The sequence below is a fragment of the Zunongwangia endophytica genome (assembly GCF_030409505.1).
GTDB classification, from domain to species: Bacteria; Bacteroidota; Bacteroidia; order Flavobacteriales; family Flavobacteriaceae; genus Zunongwangia; species Zunongwangia endophytica.
Map to the genome: position 1 here is coordinate 3156728 of NZ_JAUFPZ010000002.1, position 22973 is coordinate 3179700.

At 35.2% G+C, this 22973-nt stretch carries 14 protein-coding genes and 1 tRNA gene; 9 read left to right on the plus strand and 6 right to left on the minus strand.

The window, feature by feature from the left end; all coding sequences use genetic code 11:
* Positions 1–30 precede the first annotated feature (30 nt).
* Entirely contained in the window at positions 31–825 is a 795-nt protein-coding gene (locus tag QWY91_RS13800; RefSeq protein ID WP_290236040.1) for an alpha/beta hydrolase, read from the plus strand.
* A complete protein-coding gene (locus tag QWY91_RS13805) occupies positions 818–1723 on the plus strand; it encodes an EamA family transporter (RefSeq protein WP_290236042.1) in 906 nt (301 codons plus the stop codon). The genes QWY91_RS13800 and QWY91_RS13805 overlap by 8 nt, the downstream gene beginning before the upstream one ends.
* 581 nt (positions 1724–2304) lie before the next feature.
* Here QWY91_RS13805 and QWY91_RS13810 read toward each other — a convergent pair.
* Genes QWY91_RS13810 through QWY91_RS13820 form a run of 3 tightly spaced genes read right to left on the minus strand, consistent with a single transcriptional unit; the run spans position 2305 to position 6506 of the window.
* Positions 2305–3258 (minus strand): N-acetylmuramoyl-L-alanine amidase, encoded by a 954-nt coding sequence (locus QWY91_RS13810; RefSeq protein ID WP_290236044.1) that lies wholly within the window; start codon positions 3256–3258, stop codon positions 2305–2307.
* A gap of 45 nt (positions 3259–3303) precedes the next feature.
* Positions 3304–5223, minus strand: a complete 1920-nt coding sequence (gene nagB / locus QWY91_RS13815) for a glucosamine-6-phosphate deaminase (protein WP_290236045.1) — start codon at positions 5221–5223, stop codon at positions 3304–3306.
* An 11-nt stretch (positions 5224–5234) separates the two neighbouring features.
* On the minus strand, positions 5235–6506 hold the full coding sequence (locus QWY91_RS13820) for an ROK family transcriptional regulator (protein ID WP_290236047.1): 1272 nt from the start codon (positions 6504–6506) through the stop codon (positions 5235–5237).
* A gap of 313 nt (positions 6507–6819) precedes the next feature.
* On the opposite strand from QWY91_RS13820, the gene QWY91_RS13825 reads away from it, so the two are divergent.
* The 3 genes from QWY91_RS13825 to dusB all read left to right on the plus strand — a co-directional run bounded on the left by QWY91_RS13825 (position 6820) and on the right by dusB (position 13458).
* Positions 6820–9768 (plus strand): serine hydrolase domain-containing protein, encoded by a 2949-nt coding sequence (locus QWY91_RS13825; protein WP_290236049.1) that lies wholly within the window; start codon positions 6820–6822, stop codon positions 9766–9768.
* Positions 9769–9855: 87 nt separating this feature from the next.
* Positions 9856–12291: an outer membrane beta-barrel protein gene (locus QWY91_RS13830; RefSeq protein ID WP_290236051.1), complete on the plus strand. Its 2436-nt coding sequence runs from the start codon at positions 9856–9858 to the stop codon at positions 12289–12291.
* Between the two features lie 174 nt (positions 12292–12465).
* Positions 12466–13458, plus strand: a complete 993-nt coding sequence (gene dusB, locus QWY91_RS13835) for a tRNA dihydrouridine synthase DusB (RefSeq protein WP_290236053.1) — start codon at positions 12466–12468, stop codon at positions 13456–13458.
* A gap of 332 nt (positions 13459–13790) precedes the next feature.
* Here the strand turns inward: dusB and QWY91_RS13840 are convergent, their stop codons facing one another.
* Positions 13791–14987, minus strand: coding sequence for an ABC transporter permease (locus tag QWY91_RS13840; RefSeq protein WP_290236055.1), 1197 nt, complete (start codon positions 14985–14987; stop codon positions 13791–13793).
* Between the two features lie 2 nt (positions 14988–14989).
* Positions 14990–15382 (minus strand): 30S ribosome-binding factor RbfA, encoded by a 393-nt coding sequence (rbfA, locus tag QWY91_RS13845; RefSeq protein WP_270062830.1) that lies wholly within the window; start codon positions 15380–15382, stop codon positions 14990–14992.
* A gap of 200 nt (positions 15383–15582) precedes the next feature.
* Here rbfA and mce point away from each other — a divergent pair, with 200 nt between their 5' ends.
* The 3 genes from mce to pckA all read left to right on the plus strand — a co-directional run bounded on the left by mce (position 15583) and on the right by pckA (position 18617).
* Positions 15583–15984, plus strand: a complete 402-nt coding sequence (mce, locus tag QWY91_RS13850) for a methylmalonyl-CoA epimerase (RefSeq protein WP_290236060.1) — start codon at positions 15583–15585, stop codon at positions 15982–15984.
* Positions 15985–16108: 124 nt separating this feature from the next.
* Positions 16109–16185: transfer RNA gene (locus tag QWY91_RS13855), tRNA-Ile, on the plus strand.
* Positions 16186–17039: 854 nt separating this feature from the next.
* Positions 17040–18617 carry a phosphoenolpyruvate carboxykinase (ATP) gene (gene pckA, locus QWY91_RS13860; protein WP_290236062.1) on the plus strand — a complete coding sequence of 526 codons (1578 nt, stop codon included), beginning with the start codon at positions 17040–17042 and terminating at the stop codon, positions 18615–18617.
* A gap of 1 nt (position 18618) precedes the next feature.
* Here pckA and QWY91_RS13865 read toward each other — a convergent pair whose 3' ends face one another.
* Positions 18619–19761, minus strand: a complete 1143-nt coding sequence (locus QWY91_RS13865) for a hypothetical protein (RefSeq protein WP_290236064.1) — start codon at positions 19759–19761, stop codon at positions 18619–18621.
* Positions 19762–20033: 272 nt separating this feature from the next.
* Here QWY91_RS13865 and QWY91_RS13870 point away from each other — a divergent pair, with 272 nt between their 5' ends.
* Entirely contained in the window at positions 20034–22973 is a 2940-nt protein-coding gene (locus QWY91_RS13870) for a SusC/RagA family TonB-linked outer membrane protein (RefSeq protein WP_290236065.1), read from the plus strand.

Sequence of the window (22973 nt, forward strand, 5' to 3'; positions counted from 1 at the left end):
TTTGCCATGATAATTTAAAATATACTTAAAATGAAAAATTGGCTATTGGGTTTTTCTGCTCTTATAATATTTAGCACTAAGACAATTGCACAGCAAATAGATACTTTAGAAGTGTTTAGTAAATCGATGCAAAAACAAGTGAAAACCATTGTTATAACTCCTTCAGAAGAGGAAAATCTCCCCACTGTTTATGTGCTTCACGGGTATAGTGGTTATCCTGAACGAACCCTTAAAAAAGATATTCCCTCTTTAATAGAACTTAGCTTAAGGTACAATATGAATTTTATTTTACCCGATGGCAATTATGATAGTTGGTATATCGATAGTCCAATCAAAAATTCAAAATACGAAACATTTATAACTACCGAGTTGGTTGAATTTATAGATAATAGATACCATACACAACACTCTAAAAAAGCAATTATGGGGTGGAGTATGGGTGGTCATGGTGCGCTATATCTAGGCGCTCGCCATCCTGAAATATTTTTGGCCATTGGAAGCATAAGCGGGGCAATTAATATGATTCCTTATGGGCAGAATTATGGTGTTCCAAAAATATTAGGAGCTAATAAAAATAATTGGAAGACTTATACTGCTAGTTCACAATTAGAAAACTTTAAAAGTTCCTCCCAAAAAATAATTATAAGCTGTGGATACGATGATGTTCTAATCGAACAAAATAGAAAACTCCATAAGAAACTAATAGAATTAAACATTCCTCACTTTTACATAGAAAGTCCAGGAAAACACGATGCTGCTTATTGGTCTGAGGCGGCTAAAAATCAACTATTTTTAATAGACAATATATTTAAAAGTAATGAATAGTAGTCTAAAAGGAATGTTCTTTATAGCAGTAGGAGCTTCATGCTATGGCGTGTTAGCTACTTTTGTAAAATACGCTAATAATAATGGTTTTGGCACGGCGGGTTTGGCATTTTCTCAGTATTTATTTGGGGTTTTGTTGTTAAGTATTATTTCTTTGATTTTTTCAAAGAATTCTAAATCTTCAACAAAAAGCCATACCATTTCTAAATTTCCAAAAATTAAATTAATACTTTTTGGAACCACGTTAGGGCTTACAAGCAGTTTCTATTATCTATCGATACAATATGTGCCGGTTTCTGTAGGGATTATTTTACTAATGCAAACTATTTGGATGGGAGTGGTTTTAGAATATTTTATGGCTAGGCATCTTATAACCAAAACAAAAGTACTAGGAGCCCTTGTTGCGATTGTGGGGACTGTTTTTGCCGCTCAAATTTTTGAAGCTGATATGAATATCAATTTTATCGGTATTGGTTTTGGGTTATTGGCAGCTTTAAGTTATACCGGTGCTATGTATGCATCTAATAATGTATCGCTAGAACTGCCTGTAATTATACGTAGTAAATACTTAGTATATGGCGGATTTTTAGTGGTCGTTGCTTTTTGGAATGTTCAAATATTAGAAGAATTCAATGCGGAGGTGTTTTTAAAATGGGGTGCTTTTTTAGGATTTTTTGGAACTATTTTGCCTCCTATTTTATTTAATAAAGGTTTCCCTGAAATAGGAACAGGTTTAGGAAGTATAATTGCAGCTTTAGAAATACCAGTCTCTGTGTTTAGTGCTTATTTGGTGTTAAATGAAGAAATCTCTTTACTACAATGGTTAGGAATTGTTATCATTTTATTCGCGATAATACTTATTAATTGGAGAAAATTAATCCGAAACAGAAAAGGATAGGATTTTTGAGGTCAGACTCTTTTAAATTGGAAAGAATTTTTAAAATTAATGTTGTCGCCTATAAGCAAAAAGAACATTTAAAATTTCACCCTGCGTCTTACCTCTAAAGTCTTTTTTCTAGATTCTAGAATTGAATCCGTTAATATCTAACTTCTTGTACTTCTCGACACAATTTCTCGTTCCTCGAAATTACTCGAAATGAGAATGGTTTTTCAATAGGGATGGAAAGTTCATGTTTTAAAGAAGAGATTTTAGCTCCAAATAATTCAGCATTTTTGTCTTGATTTTCGATTTAAAAAGATTTCTCCGTTGCGCTATGCTTCAGTCGAAATGACAAACTAAAGTTATATTGTAATCTTTCCTTACTTGTGAAAAACTCTCTTATTGATTTACAGAATTCAGTTAGAAAATAATTTAAAATTCAGCATTCAAAATTTTATCCTGCCTCTTAGTTCTATTCTCTCTTTTCTAGATTCTAACTAAAAAACAAGGTCGAGATGACAACTTTTGCATTCAAAATTCAACATTGAGCGTTCAATATTTTATCCTGATTCTTTGCTATTGATTCTATTCTCCATATTCTAACTTCTATTTAGCGATTTTTGATATAAATTATATAGAATTTTAATTTCTTCAGCATTTAAAATTCCGTCCACATTTTCTTTTTCCTGAAGGAAATGAATTTGAAAACTTTTAATTGCTGCATCCAGATCTTCGATATTATATCCGATAATTTTTAAGGCTTCCGCGATATTGAAGTTTGCCGGAATCACATTAGGAAATAAGTAACGATCCAATAATGTGATACGCTGTTTAAAAACAGGATCAATATTGGCGATTTTCAGTGGGTTTTCTGTAAAAAATTGATGCTCAAATTCGATATTTTTGATACTGTCTTCATCATACCATATTCCGTAGCCTTCTTCAGCTAAGCGCTTCCAAGGAAAATCTGCACTAGGATCTACTTTTCTTCCTGGGGCGATATCAAGATGCCCTATAAAGTTTTCCGAAGGAATTTTGTAATCTTCTTTCAGTTGATTTAAAACTTCCAGTAAACTTGAAATTTGAGCTTCAGAAAATGCTTCTTTACCATTATTATCAAGCTCAATACCTATAGAAGATGAATTTAGATCTGTAGTGTGTCCCCATTGGCCAATACCACCATGCCATGCACGATAATAATTATTCAGCATATGAAAAACTTTTCCATCATCACCAATAACGTAGTGAGAACTCACCTGAGTTCTGGGAATGGTAAAAGTGTTTAGAGTTTGTATGGTAGAATCCTGTGCAGTATGGTGAATGACTACAAAATTGGGGCGGCGTAGATTAAAATTAGTAGTTCCCACCGGATACTCACCATAATTGGGTGCGGAGTCTTTCTGGCGATCTTCCAGAGGGAACTTACTAAGTTCTTTTGCGTAGGCTTTAGCCTTCTTTTTATATACTTTATTGCTTATTCGGTAAGGGTTTGAAGAACATGAAATCATCAAACCCAAACCTCCTAAAATCAAAATTTTCCTAAAATAGTTCATAGTCGCAATTTCTAACCAAAATACGCAATATTGGTTAGAAAAGAACTAGAATTTCCATCGAACAAAAGCTTCTATAGCTTCGTAATTAGCCAATCCTAAATTATGATAAGAGAGTGCGGTTTCACTATTTCTTTCTTCTGCACGTACCCAGAATTCGCGTTCATCATCACCAGGGAATACCGGAGTATCTTTTTGTGATTGGTGCTTAAATATAGCTTCACGTTTTCTTGCCACTTCTTGTGGAGAAAGCGGTACGGCCATTTCGATATCATGCATATCAAATTCTTGCCATGCACCACGATACATCCATAACCAACAGTGTTTGGTCCATTCTTCGGTTTTACGAAGACGATTCATCGCTTCAATAATAATATCAAAACAAACCACATGTGTCCCATGCGGATCGGCAAAATCTCCTGCTGCAAAAATCTGATGAGGTTGTACTTTTTGAAGTAAATCCATCGTTATTTTCACATCTTCTTCAGTTACCGGGCTTTTTACTTTTTTACCAGTTTCATAGAATGGTAATGCCATAAAATGAATATTCTGATCTAAAAGTCCAGCATAACGTGCACCTGCGATGGCTTCGGTTTTACGTATAAATCCTTTTACATCCATAATCTCCCGAAGGTCGATATCGTTTGGACGTTTTTCAGTAATAAACTTATTGATGTTATTATAAGTCTCCTTTAATTTAGTGGTGTCTTCTCCTATACTTTTATTGAAGTCGATCGCAAACTCAACATAACGTAAAACATCGGTATCCCACACTGCTGTATTTCCAGAAGTTTGGTAAGCGACATGCACATCGTGTCCCTGGTCTACAAGTCTAATAAATGTACCACCCATAGAAATTACATCATCATCGGGATGCGGACTGAATATAATTGCTCGTTTTTTAGCAGGCTCAGCTCGCTCGGGACGTTGCGTATCGTCAGCTTTTGGTTTTCCACCAGGCCAACCGGTAATGGTATGTTGCAACTGGTTAAATACGTCGATATTGATATTGTAAGCCGGCCCTTTTTCTGTGGCTAGCTGTGCCATTCCGTGGCTATTGTAATCTTCGTCGGTTAGTTTCAAAATTGGTTTTCCAACCTCATTAGATAACCAGATTACAGCTTTTTTGATTTGCGCTTTATCCCAACTACAGTCTTTTACCAACCAAGGCGTATCGAATCTTGTTAATTCTGAAGCTGCATCAGCATCCAAAATAAATTCTACATGATCGTTTAAGTGAAGATAAGTTGCCGGTACACTACCAGAAATTTCACCTTCAACCGCTTTTTTAATGATCGAAGCTTTCTTTTTGCTCCATGCCATTAAAATGATTTCCCGAGCTTTAAAGATGGTACCAATTCCCATGGTAATGGCTTTGGTAGGAACGTTTTCTTTTCCACCAAAATCACGAGAGGCATCACGTCTGGTTAGATCGTCTAGCGTTACTAAACGGGTACCACTATTAGGAGCAGATCCAGGTTCGTTAAAACCAATGTGTCCTGTTCTACCAATACCTAGAACCTGAAGGTCTAAGCCACCAACCTCAGTAATTTTTCTTTCATATTCAAGACAAAAATCTGCGATTTCTTCTTTAGCCAATGTTCCATCTGGGATATTGATATTTTCTCTTGGAATATCAATATGATTAAACAGATTCTCGTCCATGAACTTTACGTAGCTCTGGTTCTCATCTGGCTGCATAGGATAATACTCATCCAGATTAAAAGTAATAACGTTTTTAAAGCTAAGTCCTTCTTCTTTATGAAGGCGAATAAGCTCTTCGTAAACTTTTACAGGAGTAGCTCCGGTAGCAAGACCTAAAACAGCATTTTTACCTTTTTCCTGTCTTTTTTTAATAATCTTAGCAATACGCTTTGCAACTTTTACAGATGCTGTTTCCTCGCTTTTATAAACTTTAACGGGAAGCTTCTCAAAACGTGTTTCTTCTAAGAGATTTAATCTGGCCATGAGTGTTTATTTTAACTTAAATGTGATTTTATAATTGAAATCTGATCTTTAAAAATACTGTCCATTACTGCGATAGTGCCACCGTAAAGGCTAGAGTTATTTCCAAGATTCGATAATTCTATATTTGTTTTTTCCTTCAGCTGCATCATGCAATAAATATTCATGGATTGCTGAATTGGAGTGGTTATAAATTGTTTTGCTTTGGCGATCTTACCTTCAAGAACAATTAATTCAGGGTTAAAAATTTGAATAAGAATTGCGATTCCTTTTCCTAAACTCATTCCTATTTCAGAAAGTGAATTTATAGCGAATTGATCGCCTTTGTTGGCAGCTTCAACAATTGTATCTGGCTCTAATTTTTCTAAAGCTTCCGCAGAAAGGCTATTTAAAACTGAAGTTTGCCCTTGCTGAAGTCCTTCTTTTACTTTTCTAACCAATGCTAAACCAGAAGCTTCTGTTTCTAAACAGCCTCTTTTTCCGCAGTGGCATAACATACCATCTTCTACCATTGGGATATGCCCAAATTCACCAGCAAAACCGGAAACCCCAGAGTGGATTTTTCCGCCCATTATAATGCCTAGTCCAACACCCCAATCCATAGAGATCACCAGTACGTTTTCTTTTTCTTTAGCTAATCCAAAATGAAATTCAGCTAAAGAAGCACTCTTTGCGTCGTTAAGAATCGCAACTGGTTTTTTAAATCTGGTTTCGAATTTATCGCGGAGGGAAGCAGGATCCTGTTCGGTTAAATAATACGTGTAATTTTTTCCTTCTTCGGAAGAAACCAATCCCGGCATACTTATACCGACACCCATTATTTTTGCATCATCTACCTCTGATACTTTTAAAAACTCTTCTGAGAAATCATAAAGTAGATCTACAATATTAGAATTTGGAGAGATTTGTGTTTCTAAAGTCTCCTCTTTAACAATACTGTGGTTATTATCGATAAGCGCCAATTTTATTTTAAAGCGCTCTATGTGAATGCTCAATACGAAAAAGGAATGTTCTTTTAATCCGTAAAGATCGGGTTTACGACCACCTTCAGATTTTCCTCTTCCTTTTTTAATGACCATACCGTCCTCTAGCAGTTGGTTAACAAGGGCCATAGAAGTTGGGAGACTTATGCCAAATTTTGAGCAAATTTCTGCATTAGAAGTATCACCATTTAGAAACATGTGCTTTATGATTCTAGTCTTTTGATGTACTTTTTTTCGCTCAACATTGCTCATATCTTTGATAAGAGCTTCTTCAATTAGAAAATCCTTTAAATGTAGACTCATATTCGTCAAAAAATGTCAGGTCTTTATGCCTTTCGTTAAAAATTTAATTCTTCTTGCAAGAAACTAAATTTCTGAAAAATAAAAGTATATAAAAAATCTAGTTTAGAAAAGACTTAATGTAAAATTTTAATTAAGATGTTTTGTTTTATTAAATTTTGTAGATTTATATGAATTAATAAAGGTTATTTCTTATAAATAATATCATTTTACAATGCATCTTTTTTATATGCGTTGTTATTTTTGATAGTAATGTGGCTTATTGCCTATATTTTGGATAAAAAGAAAATTTATATAAAAGTTTAAATCTAAACTAATGCGACTATTTTCCCTAAGAAGTGTAATTCTTTGCTCTATTGTTTTCTGCGGAATACAATGGAGTTCCTTTGCGCAGCAACAACCTGAGTTTTTAGAATATACCAATAGTAAATGGGTAGATTCTGTGATGCAGCAATTAAGCCCCAATGAGCGGGTTGCTCAACTTATAATGGTGGCAGCCTATTCTAATCGAGATTCGCAACATAAGAATGAAATTCTAAAACTGGTTAAGGAACAGAAAATCGGGGGACTCATTTTCTTCCAGGGAACTGCAAAAAAGCAGGTAGAATTGATGAATGATTATCAATTAGTTTCAGATGTGCCATTATTAGGAGCCATTGATGCAGAGTGGGGATTGGGAATGCGACTGGATAATACCATCAGTTTCCCGTACCAAATGGCATTAGGAGCGATAGAAGATGATACGCTTTTGTATAAAATGGGAGAAGAAGTAGCGCGCCAAGTAAAACGTACAGGTTTACACATGAATTTTGCTCCTGTGGTCGACGTTAATAATAACCCGAATAATCCGGTAATTAATTATAGAAGTTTTGGCGAGAATAAAATAAAGGTTGCTGAAAAAGGTATTGCTTATATGAAAGGAATGCAAGACCAAAAGATATTGACCACAGCAAAGCATTTTCCCGGTCATGGCGACACCGATACCGATTCGCATAAAGCCTTGCCACAAATAAACCATCCCTTCACAAGGCTAGATACTTTAGAGATGTATCCTTTTAAGAAATTAATCGATGCTGGTGTTGGCGGGGTAATGGTGGCGCATTTAAATATTCCGGCGCTGGATAGTAGCGGTGTGCCTTCAACGTTATCCAAAAAGATTATCAGCGGAATTTTAAAAGAAAAATTAGGTTTTAAAGGCTTGATCGTTACCGATGCGATGAATATGAAAGGTGTAACTACCGGAAACCAACCCGGTGTTGTCGATAAAAAAGCCATTATCGCCGGAAACGATTTATTAGAATTTACCGAGGATGTGCCTAAAGCTATTGCTGAAGTTCGAAAAGCGATAAATCAGGGTATTATTTCTCAGGCAGCTATCGATGAAAAATGTCGAAAAGTACTTGCGGTAAAACAATGGGTAGGCTTAAATAATTATGAACCGCTAAAAACGGCCAATATTGATAAAGAGCTGAATAACTCGCATGCCAAATATCTTCAGCAGAAATTAGTCGAAAAATCGCTGACGGTTTTGAAGAATGACGAGGAAATGATTCCGCTTCGCAGATTAGATACTTTGAAAATAGCAAGTATTTCAATAGGAGCAGAGAAGCAAACCGAATTTCAGAAAAGTTTAGGCTGGTATACCAAAATCGATCATTTTCAGATAAAAAATAAGGCGACGGCCAGTCAGATTTCAGCATTAAAAAAGAAATTGAAGAATTATAATGTGGTCATTGCAGGACTTCACGATCATAGTCGATTTCCTCGAAATGTTATTCGGTATTCCGATCAGGTTTTAAAATTTATTGCTGAAATTACCCAAGATGAACATACTATTTTTAGTGTTTTCAAAAATCCATATTCGTTAAATAAGATCAATAAAATTGAAGAAGCTTCCGTGTTAATTGAAGCCTATCAAGATTCCGAACTAACGCAGCAAAAAGCAGCACAGCTTATTTTTGGAGGATTTAAAGCAGATGGTAAACTTCCGGTTAGTGTAGGGAAAAAATTTAAGGCCGGCGATGGTTTAGAAACTTCAGAAAAAATCAGATTTTCGTACACGAGACCAGAAGATGCCGGGATGAATGCTGATTTTCTACAAAACGGTATCGATTCTTTAATGCATCAAGCTATTAATGCAAAGGCGATTCCGGGTGGTGTCGTTTTGGTCGCGAAAGATGAAAAAATTGTATTTCAGAAAGCTTATGGTTTACATAAGTATAGCGATACCATTAAAGTTAAGGCATCAGATTTATATGATTTAGCTTCGGTAACAAAAGTTTCTTCAGCGTTACCGGCTTTAATGAAGTTGCATGACGAAGGAAAGTTTAGTTTAGAAGATGGGATTGATGACTATTTGCCGTATTTCAAAAACTCAAATAAAGCAGGAATTCCGTTTCAGCAAATATTCGCACATCAGGCGCGATTTAAACCCTGGATTGCCTATTGGCAAAATACACTACGGAAGAACGGAAGCTATAAATGGAATACGTTTAAAAAAGATTCTTCAGCACGTTTTCCTATAAAAATTAGTGACAACATGTGGCTTCATCGCAATTACAAAAAGAAAATTTATAAAGCCATTAAAAAGTCGCCACTAGAAGACAAAGCTGAATATAAATATTCTGGGCTTGCTTTTTATTTGCTTCCGCAGATCGTAGAAAATATAAGTGGTGAAGACTATAGAACGTATTTAAATGAAAATTTTTATTCCAAATTAGGAGCAACAACTTTAGGCTACAAGCCTACTGAAGATTTTCCTGTTACTAGAATTGTACCTACAGAGAACGATTTTGCATTTAGACATGAACCAATACACGGAAGTGTGCACGATGAAGGAGCCATTATGATGGGTGGAGTTTCTGCTAATGCCGGTCTTTTTTCGAATGCGAACGATTTGGCTAAGTTGATGCAGATGTATTTAAATATGGGAAAATATGGAGGAGAGCGTTATATCGAAGAGCAAACTTTTAAAGAATGGACAAAAACGCAGTTTCCAGATAATAATAATCGTCGCGCTATAGCATTTGATAAACCGAATTTAGAATATCAGGGTTTAGATAATAATACGGCAAAAGATGCGAGTACAAAAAGTTTTGGACACACGGGATTTACAGGGACAATGGTTTGGATGGATCCTGCTGAAAATCTACTTTTTGTTTTTTTATCAAACCGAGTTTTACCTTCCCGCGAGAACCGCAGATTATACACTTTAAATACGCGTACGCAAATGCAACAAGTGTTGTATGATGCTATAAAAAATTAGTTTATTTTTAAAGAATTCTATGATTGGTTAGGTAATTACAGGTAAAAAATTAAATTTGTTATTGATCTTCCATGAAAAAGAATTTGAATGAACAAACTACTACACTACCTACCTCTTACCCTTATTCTATTTATATCTAACCGTTTATTGTCTCAGCACGAAGTAAAGGGGCGTTTAATAGATGACCAAAACGAACCTATAAGTTTTGCGAATGTAATTTTAATGAATGCTGAAGATTCAACCACTGTAGTCAAAGGTGTTGTTTCTGAAGATGATGGGCGTTTTTCTATCAAAGAAGTTTCCGATAATACCTATCTTCTAAAAGTTAGTTTTTTGGGTTATGCTGAATATTTGAAGCAGATCGAAGTTGCTGGAGATACCAATCTTGGTAAAATTGAAATGCAAGCATCTAATGCAAACTTAGGTGAAGTTACCGTAACTGCCAGAAAGCCTAGAATTGAAAGAAAGATCGACCGCATCTCTTTTAATGTAGAAAATTCAGTAATCTCGAGTTTAAACACTTACGATATTTTAAAAAGAACACCGGGTGTAATTGTTACGCAGGGGCAACTATTGGTGAAAAACCGACCGGCAACGGTGTACATCAACGATCGTAAAGTGTACCTATCTAGTGCAGAATTAGAACAATTATTATCTGGATTAAGTGGTGAAAATGTTCAATCTGTTGAGGTAATTACGACTCCGCCTGCAAAATATGATGCCGAAGGTAGCGGAGCTATTTTGAATATTGTGATGTCTAAAAATCCATCGATTGGTTATAAGGGAAGTTTAAATGCTTCCAATACTATTGCTGTCGTTCCAAAATATAGTGTCGGGACAAGCCAATATTACAAAACCAATAATGTAAATGCGTTCGCCAGTTATAATTTTAATGCAAGGAATATTTATAAGAATGATGAAAGTAATGTAACCTATTTTGAAACAGATGGTTCAGAAAACTCAACTTGGCTTGGCGATTTTGAGCGTGATACTAAAAACTATGCGCATAGCTTAAACACGATCTTAGATTTTACACTTTCAGAAAAAAGTAAATTAAGTTTAAGTGCCAATTTGTTATTTACGCCAAAAAACGATTCCGATTTAAACGGAAGAACCAATATTTACGATCCTTCAGATAACTTAGATTTTTTATTTACGACTAATAGCCGAGTAGAAAATGAATCGAAAAATTTATTGTTTAATGCAGATTACTCTACAAGTTTGGGCGAAAATGGCGCAACTTTATCTGCACAGGCAAACTACATTCGGTATGACGATGATCAGGATCAGGATCTAAACACTACTTATTTTGACGGTAATGATGATGAGATTAGAAATAATATGATTTTCACTCAGGGCGTTCAAAATACAGATATTTACACCGGGCAAGTAGATATTTCAGCAAATATGGGAAGTTTGCCAATAGAAACCGGGTTAAAATATTCTGGAATAACGTCTAATAGCGCATTAGATTTTTATAATAAAAGTTTGGCCACCCAGGTTGGCGATTTATCTGATGCTTTCGATTACGATGAAAATATTTATGCCGCTTATTTTAGTACTGCTAAAGATTTGGGAAATTGGAGTTTAAAGGCTGGTCTACGCGGAGAGTACACCGATATTACCGGAATTTCTGATCAAAACGGTTTGGTAAACGATCAGGATTACTTTCAATTGTTCCCAACCTTTTATGCCATGCGCAGCCTGGGAGAGTCTAATTCAATTAGTTTAGAGTATAACCGAAGAATTGAAAGACCAAGATTTCAGAGTTTAAATCCTTTTCAATATTTTATTAACGAGAATAATGTAAAAGAAGGAAATCCTAGCTTGGTGCCGGGAATTGCAAATAAGGTGACACTTAATTATACCTATAAAAGTTTTCTGTTTTTTGATTTGTACTGGGATCGTGTAGATAATTCACCTTCAGTTTTGTCATTTCAGGATAACCAATATAACATTTTAAGAACTTTAAATGATAATTTAGATTATACTCAGCAATTCAGCTTAGATATCACTTACGCCAATTACGTAACCAACTGGTACTATCTTTACGGATACGTTTCAGCATTTTATATGGAGAACCAGCTTTATGCACGAGAAAGCGCTGCGGAAACCTACAAAATCGACACTTTAAGTACCTTTTTGAACATCGCGAACTATTTTTACTTTGGAAGCGATGGCACTTTTAGCGGAAATATAAATACATATTTTCTTCCTAATATTTTGGCGGGTTCTTATAAATATGAAGATCCGCAATTTGGTTTAGATATCGGTTTGCGAAAAACCTTTATGAATAAGAAAATTTCAGTGGCTATAAATGCTGAAGACTTGTTTAGAACCATGAATATTCCATTACAAAGTCAGTATTTAAATCAGGACAACGGATTTTATGCGATTTCTGAAACAAGAAGAGTTACCTTCAGTTTGCGTTATAACTTCGGAAACTTCAGATTAAATGATAACAGTCGTGCGGTTAATGCTGAAGAGGAAAACCGACTTAAGGAGCGACAGGTTTTAGATTAATGAATGAACGAGAACAATAATTACATTCGATTTTGCTCATTTTGAAGTATAATTTTTCTGAAGTATATAGCTTGCCTGAAATATGTAGCATAACTCACATTTTCAGGTAGTTTGCATGAATTTTAAATTCTTCAATCTTATTTACTAATTTTGCACTTTCTAAAATAAAAGATTGTGTCGAAAATAGGAGATATAGATGTAGGAGAGTTTCCATTGTTGCTAGCACCAATGGAAGATGTGAGTGATCCACCGTTTAGAGCGTTGTGCAAAGAACAAGGCGCTGATGTGGTGTATACTGAATTTATCTCTTCTGAAGGGTTGATTAGAGATGCTGCCAAAAGTGTAATGAAACTGGATATTTACGAGAAAGAACGTCCCGTTGGCATTCAGATCTTTGGAGCAAATCTAGAATCGATGTTAGAATCTGTGGCGATCGTAGAAAAATCGGGACCAGATATTATCGATATCAACTTTGGATGTCCTGTAAAAAAAGTAGTTTCTAAAGGTGCTGGTGCCGGGATTTTAAAAGATGTAGACCTTATGGTTTCGTTAACCGAAGCTATGGTAAAACATACCAATTTACCGGTAACCGTAAAGACGCGTTTGGGTTGGGATCACGATTCGATTAAAATTCTTGAAGTTGCAGAGCGTTTACAAGATGTGGGCTGTAAAGCGATTTCTATTCACGGGCGTACCAGAGCACAGATGTATAAAGGTGAAGCCGACTGGAAACCTATTGCTGAGGTTAAAAACAATCCCCGAATGCATATTCCGGTGTTTGGAAACGGCGATGTAGATACGCCTGAAAAAGCGATGGAAATGCGTGATAAATACGGTTTGGACGGTGCGATGATAGGAAGAGCAAGTATAGGATATCCATGGTTTTTTAGAGAAGTAAAGCATTATTTTGAAACCGGAGAGCACTTAGCGCCACCCACTTTGCAAGAACGCGTAGAAGCTGCAAGGCGACATTTACAAATGTCAATTGATTGGAAGGGGGAGAAACTTGGCGTTTTTGAAACCAGAAGACATTATACAAACTACTTTAAAGGAATTCCGCATTTTAAAGATTACCGAATGAAAATGGTAACAAGCGACGATTCTGCCGATGTTTTTGCTGCTTTCGATGAGGTTGAACGCGAGTTCGCAGGTTACGAGTTTGGCTAGTAGAAAGAATGTAGACTTTAGATCGCTTCGCTGATAGACTTTAGAGTTTAGAACATAGAAAATAGACTAGGGAAAATATACAGATCTATAAATCAGGATTAAAATGTTGAATTTTAATTGCTGGATTTTGAATATTGAATTAAAAAGATGTCACTTCGAGTTATTTTATTGAAGTGATAACGGAGCTAAAATTCTATCGAGAAGCGGTATTTATATTTAATAAATTCTCGAAATTCAGAATCAAGATTGCACAATTTGGGAGATAATTTTTTTCTGAAAGCTGAGCGTTAATATCTGACAGCTTCTGAAGACTGCCTACTAGCTACTGAGGATTATTCTTCCAAGGCTTTTTTACTTCTTCCAGCGGCGAGAAAAGATGCGAATAAACCTAATATTCCAATCGTGAGTATTACCGTTAAAATATTGCTAATTTCAATACTTACCGGGTATGGTAGGCTGGGAGTGATCATTACCAGATCGAATTGCATTTGTAAGTAGATAAGAAGCAGTGAGAATATTAGTCCGATACCGCCGCCAATGGTACACATCAACATTCCCTGAGTAAAGAAGATATTTTTAATTTGTTTGGGTGTTGCTCCAAGGCTTTGCAGCGTTTTTATATTGCTTTTTTTATCCAGAATCACCATAATTATTGAACCTACTACGTTGAAAAGTGCAATAATTAGTACTAATGTAAAAATTAAGTATACCGCTAAATTCTCGGTATTGAGCATTTTATAGAGTACTTCATTTAGCTGTGCCCGAGTTCTTATTTCAACATTATCGCCAAAAAACTTCAGAATATGCTCTTTTAGAGTTTCTTCGTCAGCTTCCGAAGTCATTTTAATTTCTATAGCGCTATAGGTGTTTTCATCTAAGTTCAATAGACTTTGTGCAAAGTTGATATTAGAAAAAATATATTTCCCGTTAAGATCTGAATTGATGTTGTAGATACCACTAACGATAACACTTTTTTGATTAAAAGCATCTGCCGGATTTGTAATTTGTCCTTTACCTGGTTTAGGAACTAACAAGCGCATTAAGTGATTATAATTGAATATTCCGGGATTTAGTTTTCTCGAAATATCGGCTCCGATCACCACCTGAGGTTCAGAAGAAGTAAACCAAGTACCATCTACCGAACTGTCGATTTGTGTGACCTGCTGGTAACGCTCATCCACACCCTTAATAAAAGCCCAGGCCGTTTTTTCCTGATACTCTAAGAAAACACGCTCTTCGATAGTTTTCGTGTAGTTGGCAATTCCGTCGATATTACTGAAATCGTCCTCCTGATCTTTAGAAAATGTAATCGTTTTCCCTGTTTTGGGAATCACTTTTAGATCGGGATCAAACTCGTTAGAAAAGGCAAGGCTAAACTCGCGCAACCCCGAAAATCCCGACAATACGATAAATAGAGAAAAAGCCCCAGCAAAAACACCAATGGCAGCGATTATCGTGATAATATTAATCGCATTATTACTGCTTTTAGAAAACAGATAACGCTTGGCGATATATAAGGGGAACTTCAAGCTTACGACTTTTTCCTACGTTCTAGAAGATCTGGATTGTTAATTGGGTCTTCTTCGCCTTGCAAAGATTTATCGATATTCTCGATATATTCTAAAGAGTCATCTATAAAAAAGCTCAAATCTGGCATTTTACGCAACTGATTTTTGGTACGCATCGCCATCTCGTGCTTTATCTTGTACTTTACTTCGTTTAATTCTTTAAGAATCTCCTCGGCATGTTTTTGCGGAAAAACACTAAGGTATGCTTTGGCTATACTAAGATCTGTCGTTACTTTAACTTTAGAAACAGAAATTAAAATTCCATTAATTCCGGCATCGCGTAAAAAATTATTTACGATTTCGGCCAGATCTTTTTGCAGTACGCCTCCTATTTTTTTCTGTCTATTTGTTTCCATGGTGCAAAAATAGTACTTTAAACTTAGCTGTAGATTTATTGAAGATAAGAATAATTATTTTAGTTGAATCTTTGCTCGATTATCGAAATTAAATGCGCTGATGCAGGTCTCTAGATAAAAAGTTATTTACTATATAGACACCTTTTCTACTTGCCCTACGTAGTTTACTGAAATTAGTATCGATTTTAAATAATTTGAAGATGAAAAAGATTGAACATATAGGTATCGCCGTTAGCGATCTAGAAGCAGCCAATAAAACTTATGCAGCGGTGATGGGAAAATCTCATTATAAAACCGAAGAAGTGCAGAGTGAACAGGTAATTACCTCTTTTTTTGAAATTGGAGAAAGTAAAGTCGAATTATTGGCAGCAACTTCTAATGACAGTGCTCTTGCAAAATCTATTTTGAAACGAGGTGAAGGTTTGCATCATATTGCTTTTGCAGTTGATAATATTGAAGCTGAGATAGAAAGATTACAAAGTGAAGGCTTTAGGTTATTAAATGATCAACCTAAAAAGGGAGCGGATAATAAGCTAATTGCCTTTATGCATCCCAAAGAAGCCAACGGAGTTTTGATCGAGCTTTGCCAAGAAATACAGTAAATTTTTAGAGAAAGTACTTTATCTTCAAAGGATTGGCTGTTGGCTATCCACTAATTTAAAAAAATGTTTGGCACATAACAGAGATTTATCTAAATTTGCGCACCCATAAGTAAAATTATGGACTGGTCCTATAGCTCAGCTGGTTAGAGCACTTGACTCATAATCAAGGGGTCCCTGGTTCGAGCCCAGGTGGGACCACCAGTAAAATCAAGCCTTACAGAGATGTAAGGCTTTTTTGTTTCATCTTGGGTACAACATATGCACAACATTTTTTTATCAAGGTTAGCTATAAAAGCCGGCATTAGTAGAACCCTAGAAGGGTTCGATATGCCCATTCGGGAAATGGACGTAAACGGAAAATAAAAGCCTTAGCCAGGTTTAAGGATAAGGAGCGCAATTCTGGGAACCAGCGACTGCACGTGTATAGTAGGGAGCTAAGAGATTTCTATTTAAAACACCAGGCAGGAACACTCATTATAGTAGACTAGAAGCAAAAAATGAAATCATCAAGGAAGAAACATTTGTACTAAGAGACTGGGGGATATTATGATCTAATGATCACAAAAAGTCGGTATTTAACTGATAATTGGTTAAAACATTTTGAGGGTGCTTTTATACCCACAAGGTGAGCTGAACAATTCACTTACTAAATGCACTTAGCATATACAAAGCATGGACATCTCTCAATAAAGTTTTTAGATGGAAAAACTATAGAATAAAAGTAAGAAAGATTAATTTAAAACAACAGATTATTAATATCTAGTATTCTTTTAATTGCATAAGGTGAGTTGAAAACTTTACTCAAGAAATGCGTAGACCTTATAAAAAGCGTGAGCATTCTTAATAGGTATTACTACTTTCATTTTTCTTAAACTATAAATTTCAGTGGCACTAGGCAGGATAATCTTAGGTTTACTAGATGAAGCAAAAATTTTAATTTTAACAGCCTGTTTATTATTTTTTATCAATAAAAATTAATAGAATTTAATAAATTTTTTTAAAGTATAAGATTAATAAATTTTTATAGTCATTTTGGTATTATAAAAATATCACATATGAGCTTAAATACTTCGAACTCCAATTATTTTCAGCAAATGACCCCCAAAAAACTAGTGGAAATTACTATAAAAAAGGGGCAGGGGCAATTGACCAATTCAGGAAGCCTCGCCATAAACACCGGCAAATTTACTGGTCGATCTCCAAAAGATCGTTTTATTGTTGAAGAAGATATAACAAAAGGCGTATTGAATTGGGGAGAAATAAATATTTCGATTTCCTCTGAAAATTATAGGAAATTAAAAGATGATATTCTCAAATACTTAGAGGGTAAAGAAATTTATACAAGGTTTGCCAATGCCGGCGCTCTGAAAAAATACCAGCTAAGACTTGAAGTGATCACTGAATATGCGTGGTCAAATCTTTTTGCTTATAATATGTTCATCAGACCTGAAGAAAAAGAACTTGAGAATTTTAGGAAAGACTGGACAATAATTGATGCACCCGGGTTTATGGCAGATCCTGGAGTGCACGGAACCAGGCAGTCAAATTTTGCGATACTAAGCTTTTCAGAAAAAACAGTTTTAATTGGTGGAACAGGGTATACTGGAGAAATCAAAAAAGGCATATTTTCAGCCTTAAACTTTATCCTTCCAACAGAACATGATGTTTTACCGATGCACTGCTCGGCTAATGTTGGAAAAAATAAGGATACAGCTATTTTCTTCGGACTTTCGGGAACAGGAAAAACTACTTTATCAGCCGATCCTAATAGAAAATTAGTTGGGGACGATGAGCATGGCTGGACACCTGAAGGTCAAATCTTCAATTTTGAAGGTGGTTGCTATGCTAAGGTTATTGATCTCGATAAAAAATCTGAACCTGATATTTATAATGCTATCCATGTAGGGGCTTTACTGGAAAATGTGATCATTAAGAACGGAGAAGTTGATTTTAAGGATATCTCTATCACTCAAAATACACGTGTGAGCTACCCCATCAACCATATTGATAACATTCAGGTTCCATCCGTAGGAGAGAATCCTGAAAATATATTTTTTCTAACGGCAGATGCTTTTGGGGTTTTACCTCCTGTTTCTAAACTTACTAAAAATCAGGCAGCTTATCACTTCATTTCTGGCTATACCTCAAAAATTGCAGGAACTGAAGCCGGCATAAATGAACCTGTACCTTCCTTTTCTGCATGCTTTGGTGAACCATTTATGCCGTTGCACCCTACGATCTATGCGGAAATGCTCAGTGAAAAAATCGAAAGAAGTGATGCGAATGTCTGGCTTATTAATACTGGATGGACTGGAGGAGCTTACGGGGTTGGATCAAGAATAAAATTAGAATATACTAGGGCAATGGTGAATGCTATTTTGGATGGCAAATTGGATAAGACTTATTCTTATGAAAAATACCACATCCACTCCGTTTTTGGAGTCGCACAACCGAGATCCTGTCCGGGCGTTCCGGATAAAGTTTTAAGTCCAAGAGCGACCTGGGATAATGATGAAGCATATTATACCGCTGCCTTTAAGCTTTCTAATGCCTTTAGAATAAATTTTGCGAAATTTGAATCTTATGCAAATGAGGAAATTCGCCGCGGAGGACCGCAGCGATTCGACTTTTAATTTACCTGCAAATGTTGTTTATGTATTGCTCTTCTAAAACAAATATTTTTTCATAATCAACAAGGAATCTACCGGTGGTGAATTGACATTCAAAACTCAGTTCATCACCTTTTTTTACATAATTAAAGTTGATATTTGGCACTTTTGATGGCTCACAATTTATGGGTTTAGAAAAATCTTCAAGTCTATTTCGCGCGATGGAGTTAATTTCACTTTTCAATTCTTTTACTAGTTTTTGCGAACCTAAATCCTTGATTAGTTTTTCTTCAACAAGAAATTCGATGTCTCTTCCAATAGTTTTGCCCTTCCTAAAAACCAAATTACTATCTATAGTAAATTCATTTCTAAAAAATGTATGTACATAGGCAACCTTTACAAAATTCTCGTTTTCACTAAAATCTGAATTATTATAAGATTCCCTAATTTTTGATTTGTCATCTGCGACTAAAAATGAATCAATGGTAAATTCTCTTTTATCATACCAGATTTCGTGTTTTTGATATTCATAGCCTTCAAAAAGCTCGCCCCCTTGATTTTCTTCATCCATACACCTGGTATACATTTTGGCTTCTTTCGCAACATAATGAAAGCCGTTTCTTTCTCTGAAAAAGGGAATTTTATATTGACCCTTTAAACTCCATTTGCCCTGATATTTATAACATGGAAAATTGCAATCTGCAGGTAGGTCTTTCAACTTGATATAGGGCTGGATATAATTATTCTCAAAACTCCATTTCAACATGTCATACCGGGTTGTATTAGTTACGGTAGTATCTGCTGGTTCTTCTTTTAAAAATTGTATTCCAAGAAGTACTATAATTCCCACTAGTAATAATAAACAAAGGTATATCGCCCACTTCTTATAATTTCTATTTCCAGCTTTCTCAGATAATATATTTTTCTTTTGAAGACTATTTTCATTTAAAAGTCGATTAACATTTCTTAAGGCTCTTTTAAACTCCCCTTCAGAAGCTGTACCGTTAATAAGTCTGGAAAATTGGGAATCACTATAACAAAGATCTCGCGCAATTTTAGAATTGCTTGTGGATTCGAACTTTTTATTTTCTGAATTAAATTTACCATAGCTTGTTTCAAGCTTTGAAATAAATTCCTGATGGTTTTCAATCTTATCTTCTTGATGCATTGTTGATTTATTTCGCTAAAAATTGATAAAAATTGATAAAAAATAATGAAATAATATCATTTATTTATTTATATCATATAATTGTTGGGAAATCATTTATAGGGACTGATTTTCAAAGGTACACTTTATTAACAAAAAGATTATAAAAACTGGGAAGTATGGAGTATTTAACAGAAAATAAATTCATAAAGAGATTACCATTTAATCTGAATTTCGAACAGAAATGAAAGGGAAAAATTTTAAATAATTTAATTAAAATAAAACCAAATTCAATGAAATATTATATTATTAAAACCTTTGTTTTACTATTTATTGCTACCGGAAGTGTTTGGGGACAAAAGCAAGTTTCTGGAACAGTATTAGACGAAAATTCAATCCCAATCCCAGGCGTGACTGTATTGGAAAAAGGGACTAAAAATGGAACAGTTACTGATTTTGATGGATTTTACTCCTTAAAACTTGAAACAGATAAACCTGTTTTAAATTTTAGTTTTATAGGTTTCAAAAATCGGTCTGTTCCAGTAGGAGGTCAGAGTGAGGTGAATTTGACCCTTAAAGAAGACAAAGAATCACTCAATGAAGTGGTTATAATAGGGTACGGAAAAGTGAAAAAAAGTGATCTTACAGGTGCTGTGTCTTCCATTAGTTCAGAACAATTGCAACGTTTTCCTTCAACTAATGCAGCTGAAGCTATACAAGGACAGGTTGCTGGATTATCCATAAGGACTAACTCCAGTGATGCTGAAGGTTCGGGAACGAGTATTCAGATTAGAGGTCGGAACTCCATCTCTGCCTCTAATTCTCCCTTGATAATTTTAGATGGTATACCTTATTATGGAAACCTATCAGAAATTAATCCTGTAGATATTCAGTCTATAGACGTACTTAAAGATGCATCTTCAACCGCTATATATGGATCTAGGGGCGCTAATGGTGTAATTATAGTCACTACCAAAAAGGGAAGAATAGGAAAACCGACCATAACCTATGATACTTATTACCGCTTAGATGCTGTTGGCCATTACCCCGAAATGATGGACGGTCAAAGATTCGGTGAGGCTAAGATAGAATATGGTGAACCATTAACTAATATTGAGCGGAAAAATTATGATGCCGGACATACCATAGATTGGATGGACCTTGCTACAAGAACTGGCGAATCTAAACAACATAACCTTTCAGTTCGGGGGGCTTCGGAAAGGGTCAATTACTATATATCCGCCGGCATAAACGATAATAAGGGAATAGTGGTTGGAGATGATTTCACAAGAATTAGTTTAAGAACCAATGTCGAAACTGAAATTAATGATTGGTTAACTTTTGGAACATCCACACAGTTGGGATTTTACGACAGAGATGGTCTTTCAGCGGATGTTGGCAAGGCCTTTGACTCCAATCCCCTGGGAGATGCTTATAACGAAGATGGATCCTATACTCTGGATTCCTGGGAAGATGCCTTTTGGGCAGCTAATCCTTTAGTGGATACTAATGGAAAAAATAATAATGATACCTGGAGGGTGATCACCAATAACTATTTTGATATTAAAATTCCTTTTATAGAAGGTCTTTCATATAAATTGAATGTAGGTTATAATTATAGCCATCGTCAATATGAACGTTATTACGGAATGGACACTAGAATAGGAAATAAAGTAAATGGAGAGTTATACAATTCGTATCAATATGATAAGGACTGGGTGATAGAAAATATTCTAAGCTATAATAGGACCTTTGGTAAACATAAACTTTTTCTAACCGGGCTGTATAGTAACCAGGAGAGTACTTACCAATTTAATACGGTTACGGGAAGAGGTTTTCCAAATGATTTATTAGGGTATTATCAGCAGTCCAATGCTAATTCTTTATCAGGAGATGCTAATTATTCTCAGCGGAACTATGTGTCCCAAATGTTTAGAAGTAATTATACCTATGATGACCGATATTTAATGACCTTTACGATACGAAGAGATGGTTATTCAGGGTTTGGACAAAATAATAAATTTGGAGTTTTTCCTTCTTTTGCTCTTGGCTGGAACCTTTCCAACGAAGGGTTTATAAAAAACTCCGAATCTTTAGATTTTTTATCTCAACTCAAACTACGTCTTTCGTACGGGAAAAATGGTAATGAGGCCATAGCCCCTTACAGTTCATTAGCTCCATTATATCCATTAGCAAATTTGGATGAGAACCACCAAACGCTTGTTGGGTATTATCCGCAGAAGCTAGGCAATCCTGAATTGAGCTGGGAAACAACCCGTTCTTTTAATGTTGGTACAGATTTCTCTTTATGGAATAATAGAATCTCTGGAAATATTGATGTCTATTTTTCTAAAACCTCCAATTTGTTGTTGAATAGATCGATACCTGCTTTAAATGGTACAGACCAAATAACAGAAAATGTGGGTGAAACCAAGAATAGAGGCCTGGATATAAACTTAAACACATTAAATATTTCCACCCTCGACTTCTCTTGGAAAACCAATTTTGTTTTTTCTAGATATCAAAACGAAATCGTTAACGTAGGCCTGACGGACGAGAGTGGGAATTATATTGATGATAAAGCTAGTAGATGGTTTATAGGGAAGCCGATAAGTGTGAACTACGATTATTTAATTGACGGGGTATGGCAAGTTGATGATTTCAATGACGCGAGTATTCCCGATAGCATGAAAGAAGGCTACAGACCAGGAGATATGAGATACAGAGATGTAGACGGGGATGGTGATGTAGATGCCAATGACCAGACAATAATAGGGAGTGCAGTTCCTTCATTTACTACCGGGCTGACAAACGTTATTTCATATAAAAACTTCTCGTTTAGTTTCTTCTTAAACAGTATCGTTGGTATAGACAGAAGAAACCCAATCCTTAATAATTTTATACCGCAATTACAAAATGTTTATAACATAGTAGATTATTGGCGGGAAGACAATACCAATACTATATATCCTAAAAATACGCCTGGATCTAATAAATATGACACTGATTTTTTTGATAGTGCTTCATTCGTTAGACTACAAGATATAACGTTAAGTTACAACTTTGGACAAAACTTATTGGATAAAATTAGAATGGATAATTTTCAAGTATATATAAATTTAAAAAACGTGAAAACCTGGACAGATTGGGTGGGAGTTGATCCCGAGCATGTTTCTAATGAAGGAAGTCCAATACCGAAGAGCTATTTAATTGGTTTAAAAGCAAATCTATAA

Excerpts from the sequence above, each read along its gene's own strand:
- nagB (WP_290236045.1), bottom strand. The coding sequence starts at position 5,223 with ATGGCCAGATTAAATCTCTTAGAAGAAACACGTTTTGAGAAGCTTCCC.
- rbfA (WP_270062830.1), bottom strand. The coding sequence starts at position 15,382 with ATGGAAACAAATAGACAGAAAAAAATAGGAGGCGTACTGCAAAAAGAT.
- QWY91_RS13870 (WP_290236065.1), top strand. The coding sequence starts at position 20,034 with ATGAAATATTATATTATTAAAACCTTTGTTTTACTATTTATTGCTACC.
- mce (WP_290236060.1), top strand. The coding sequence starts at position 15,583 with ATGAAAAAGATTGAACATATAGGTATCGCCGTTAGCGATCTAGAAGCA.
- QWY91_RS13810 (WP_290236044.1), bottom strand. The coding sequence starts at position 3,258 with ATGAACTATTTTAGGAAAATTTTGATTTTAGGAGGTTTGGGTTTGATG.
- QWY91_RS13805 (WP_290236042.1), top strand. The coding sequence starts at position 818 with ATGAATAGTAGTCTAAAAGGAATGTTCTTTATAGCAGTAGGAGCTTCA.
- QWY91_RS13825 (WP_290236049.1), top strand. The coding sequence starts at position 6,820 with ATGCGACTATTTTCCCTAAGAAGTGTAATTCTTTGCTCTATTGTTTTC.
- QWY91_RS13830 (WP_290236051.1), top strand. The coding sequence starts at position 9,856 with ATGAACAAACTACTACACTACCTACCTCTTACCCTTATTCTATTTATA.
- QWY91_RS13800 (WP_290236040.1), top strand. The coding sequence starts at position 31 with ATGAAAAATTGGCTATTGGGTTTTTCTGCTCTTATAATATTTAGCACT.
- QWY91_RS13865 (WP_290236064.1), bottom strand. The coding sequence starts at position 19,761 with ATGCATCAAGAAGATAAGATTGAAAACCATCAGGAATTTATTTCAAAG.
- pckA (WP_290236062.1), top strand. The coding sequence starts at position 17,040 with ATGAGCTTAAATACTTCGAACTCCAATTATTTTCAGCAAATGACCCCC.
- QWY91_RS13820 (WP_290236047.1), bottom strand. The coding sequence starts at position 6,506 with ATGAGTCTACATTTAAAGGATTTTCTAATTGAAGAAGCTCTTATCAAA.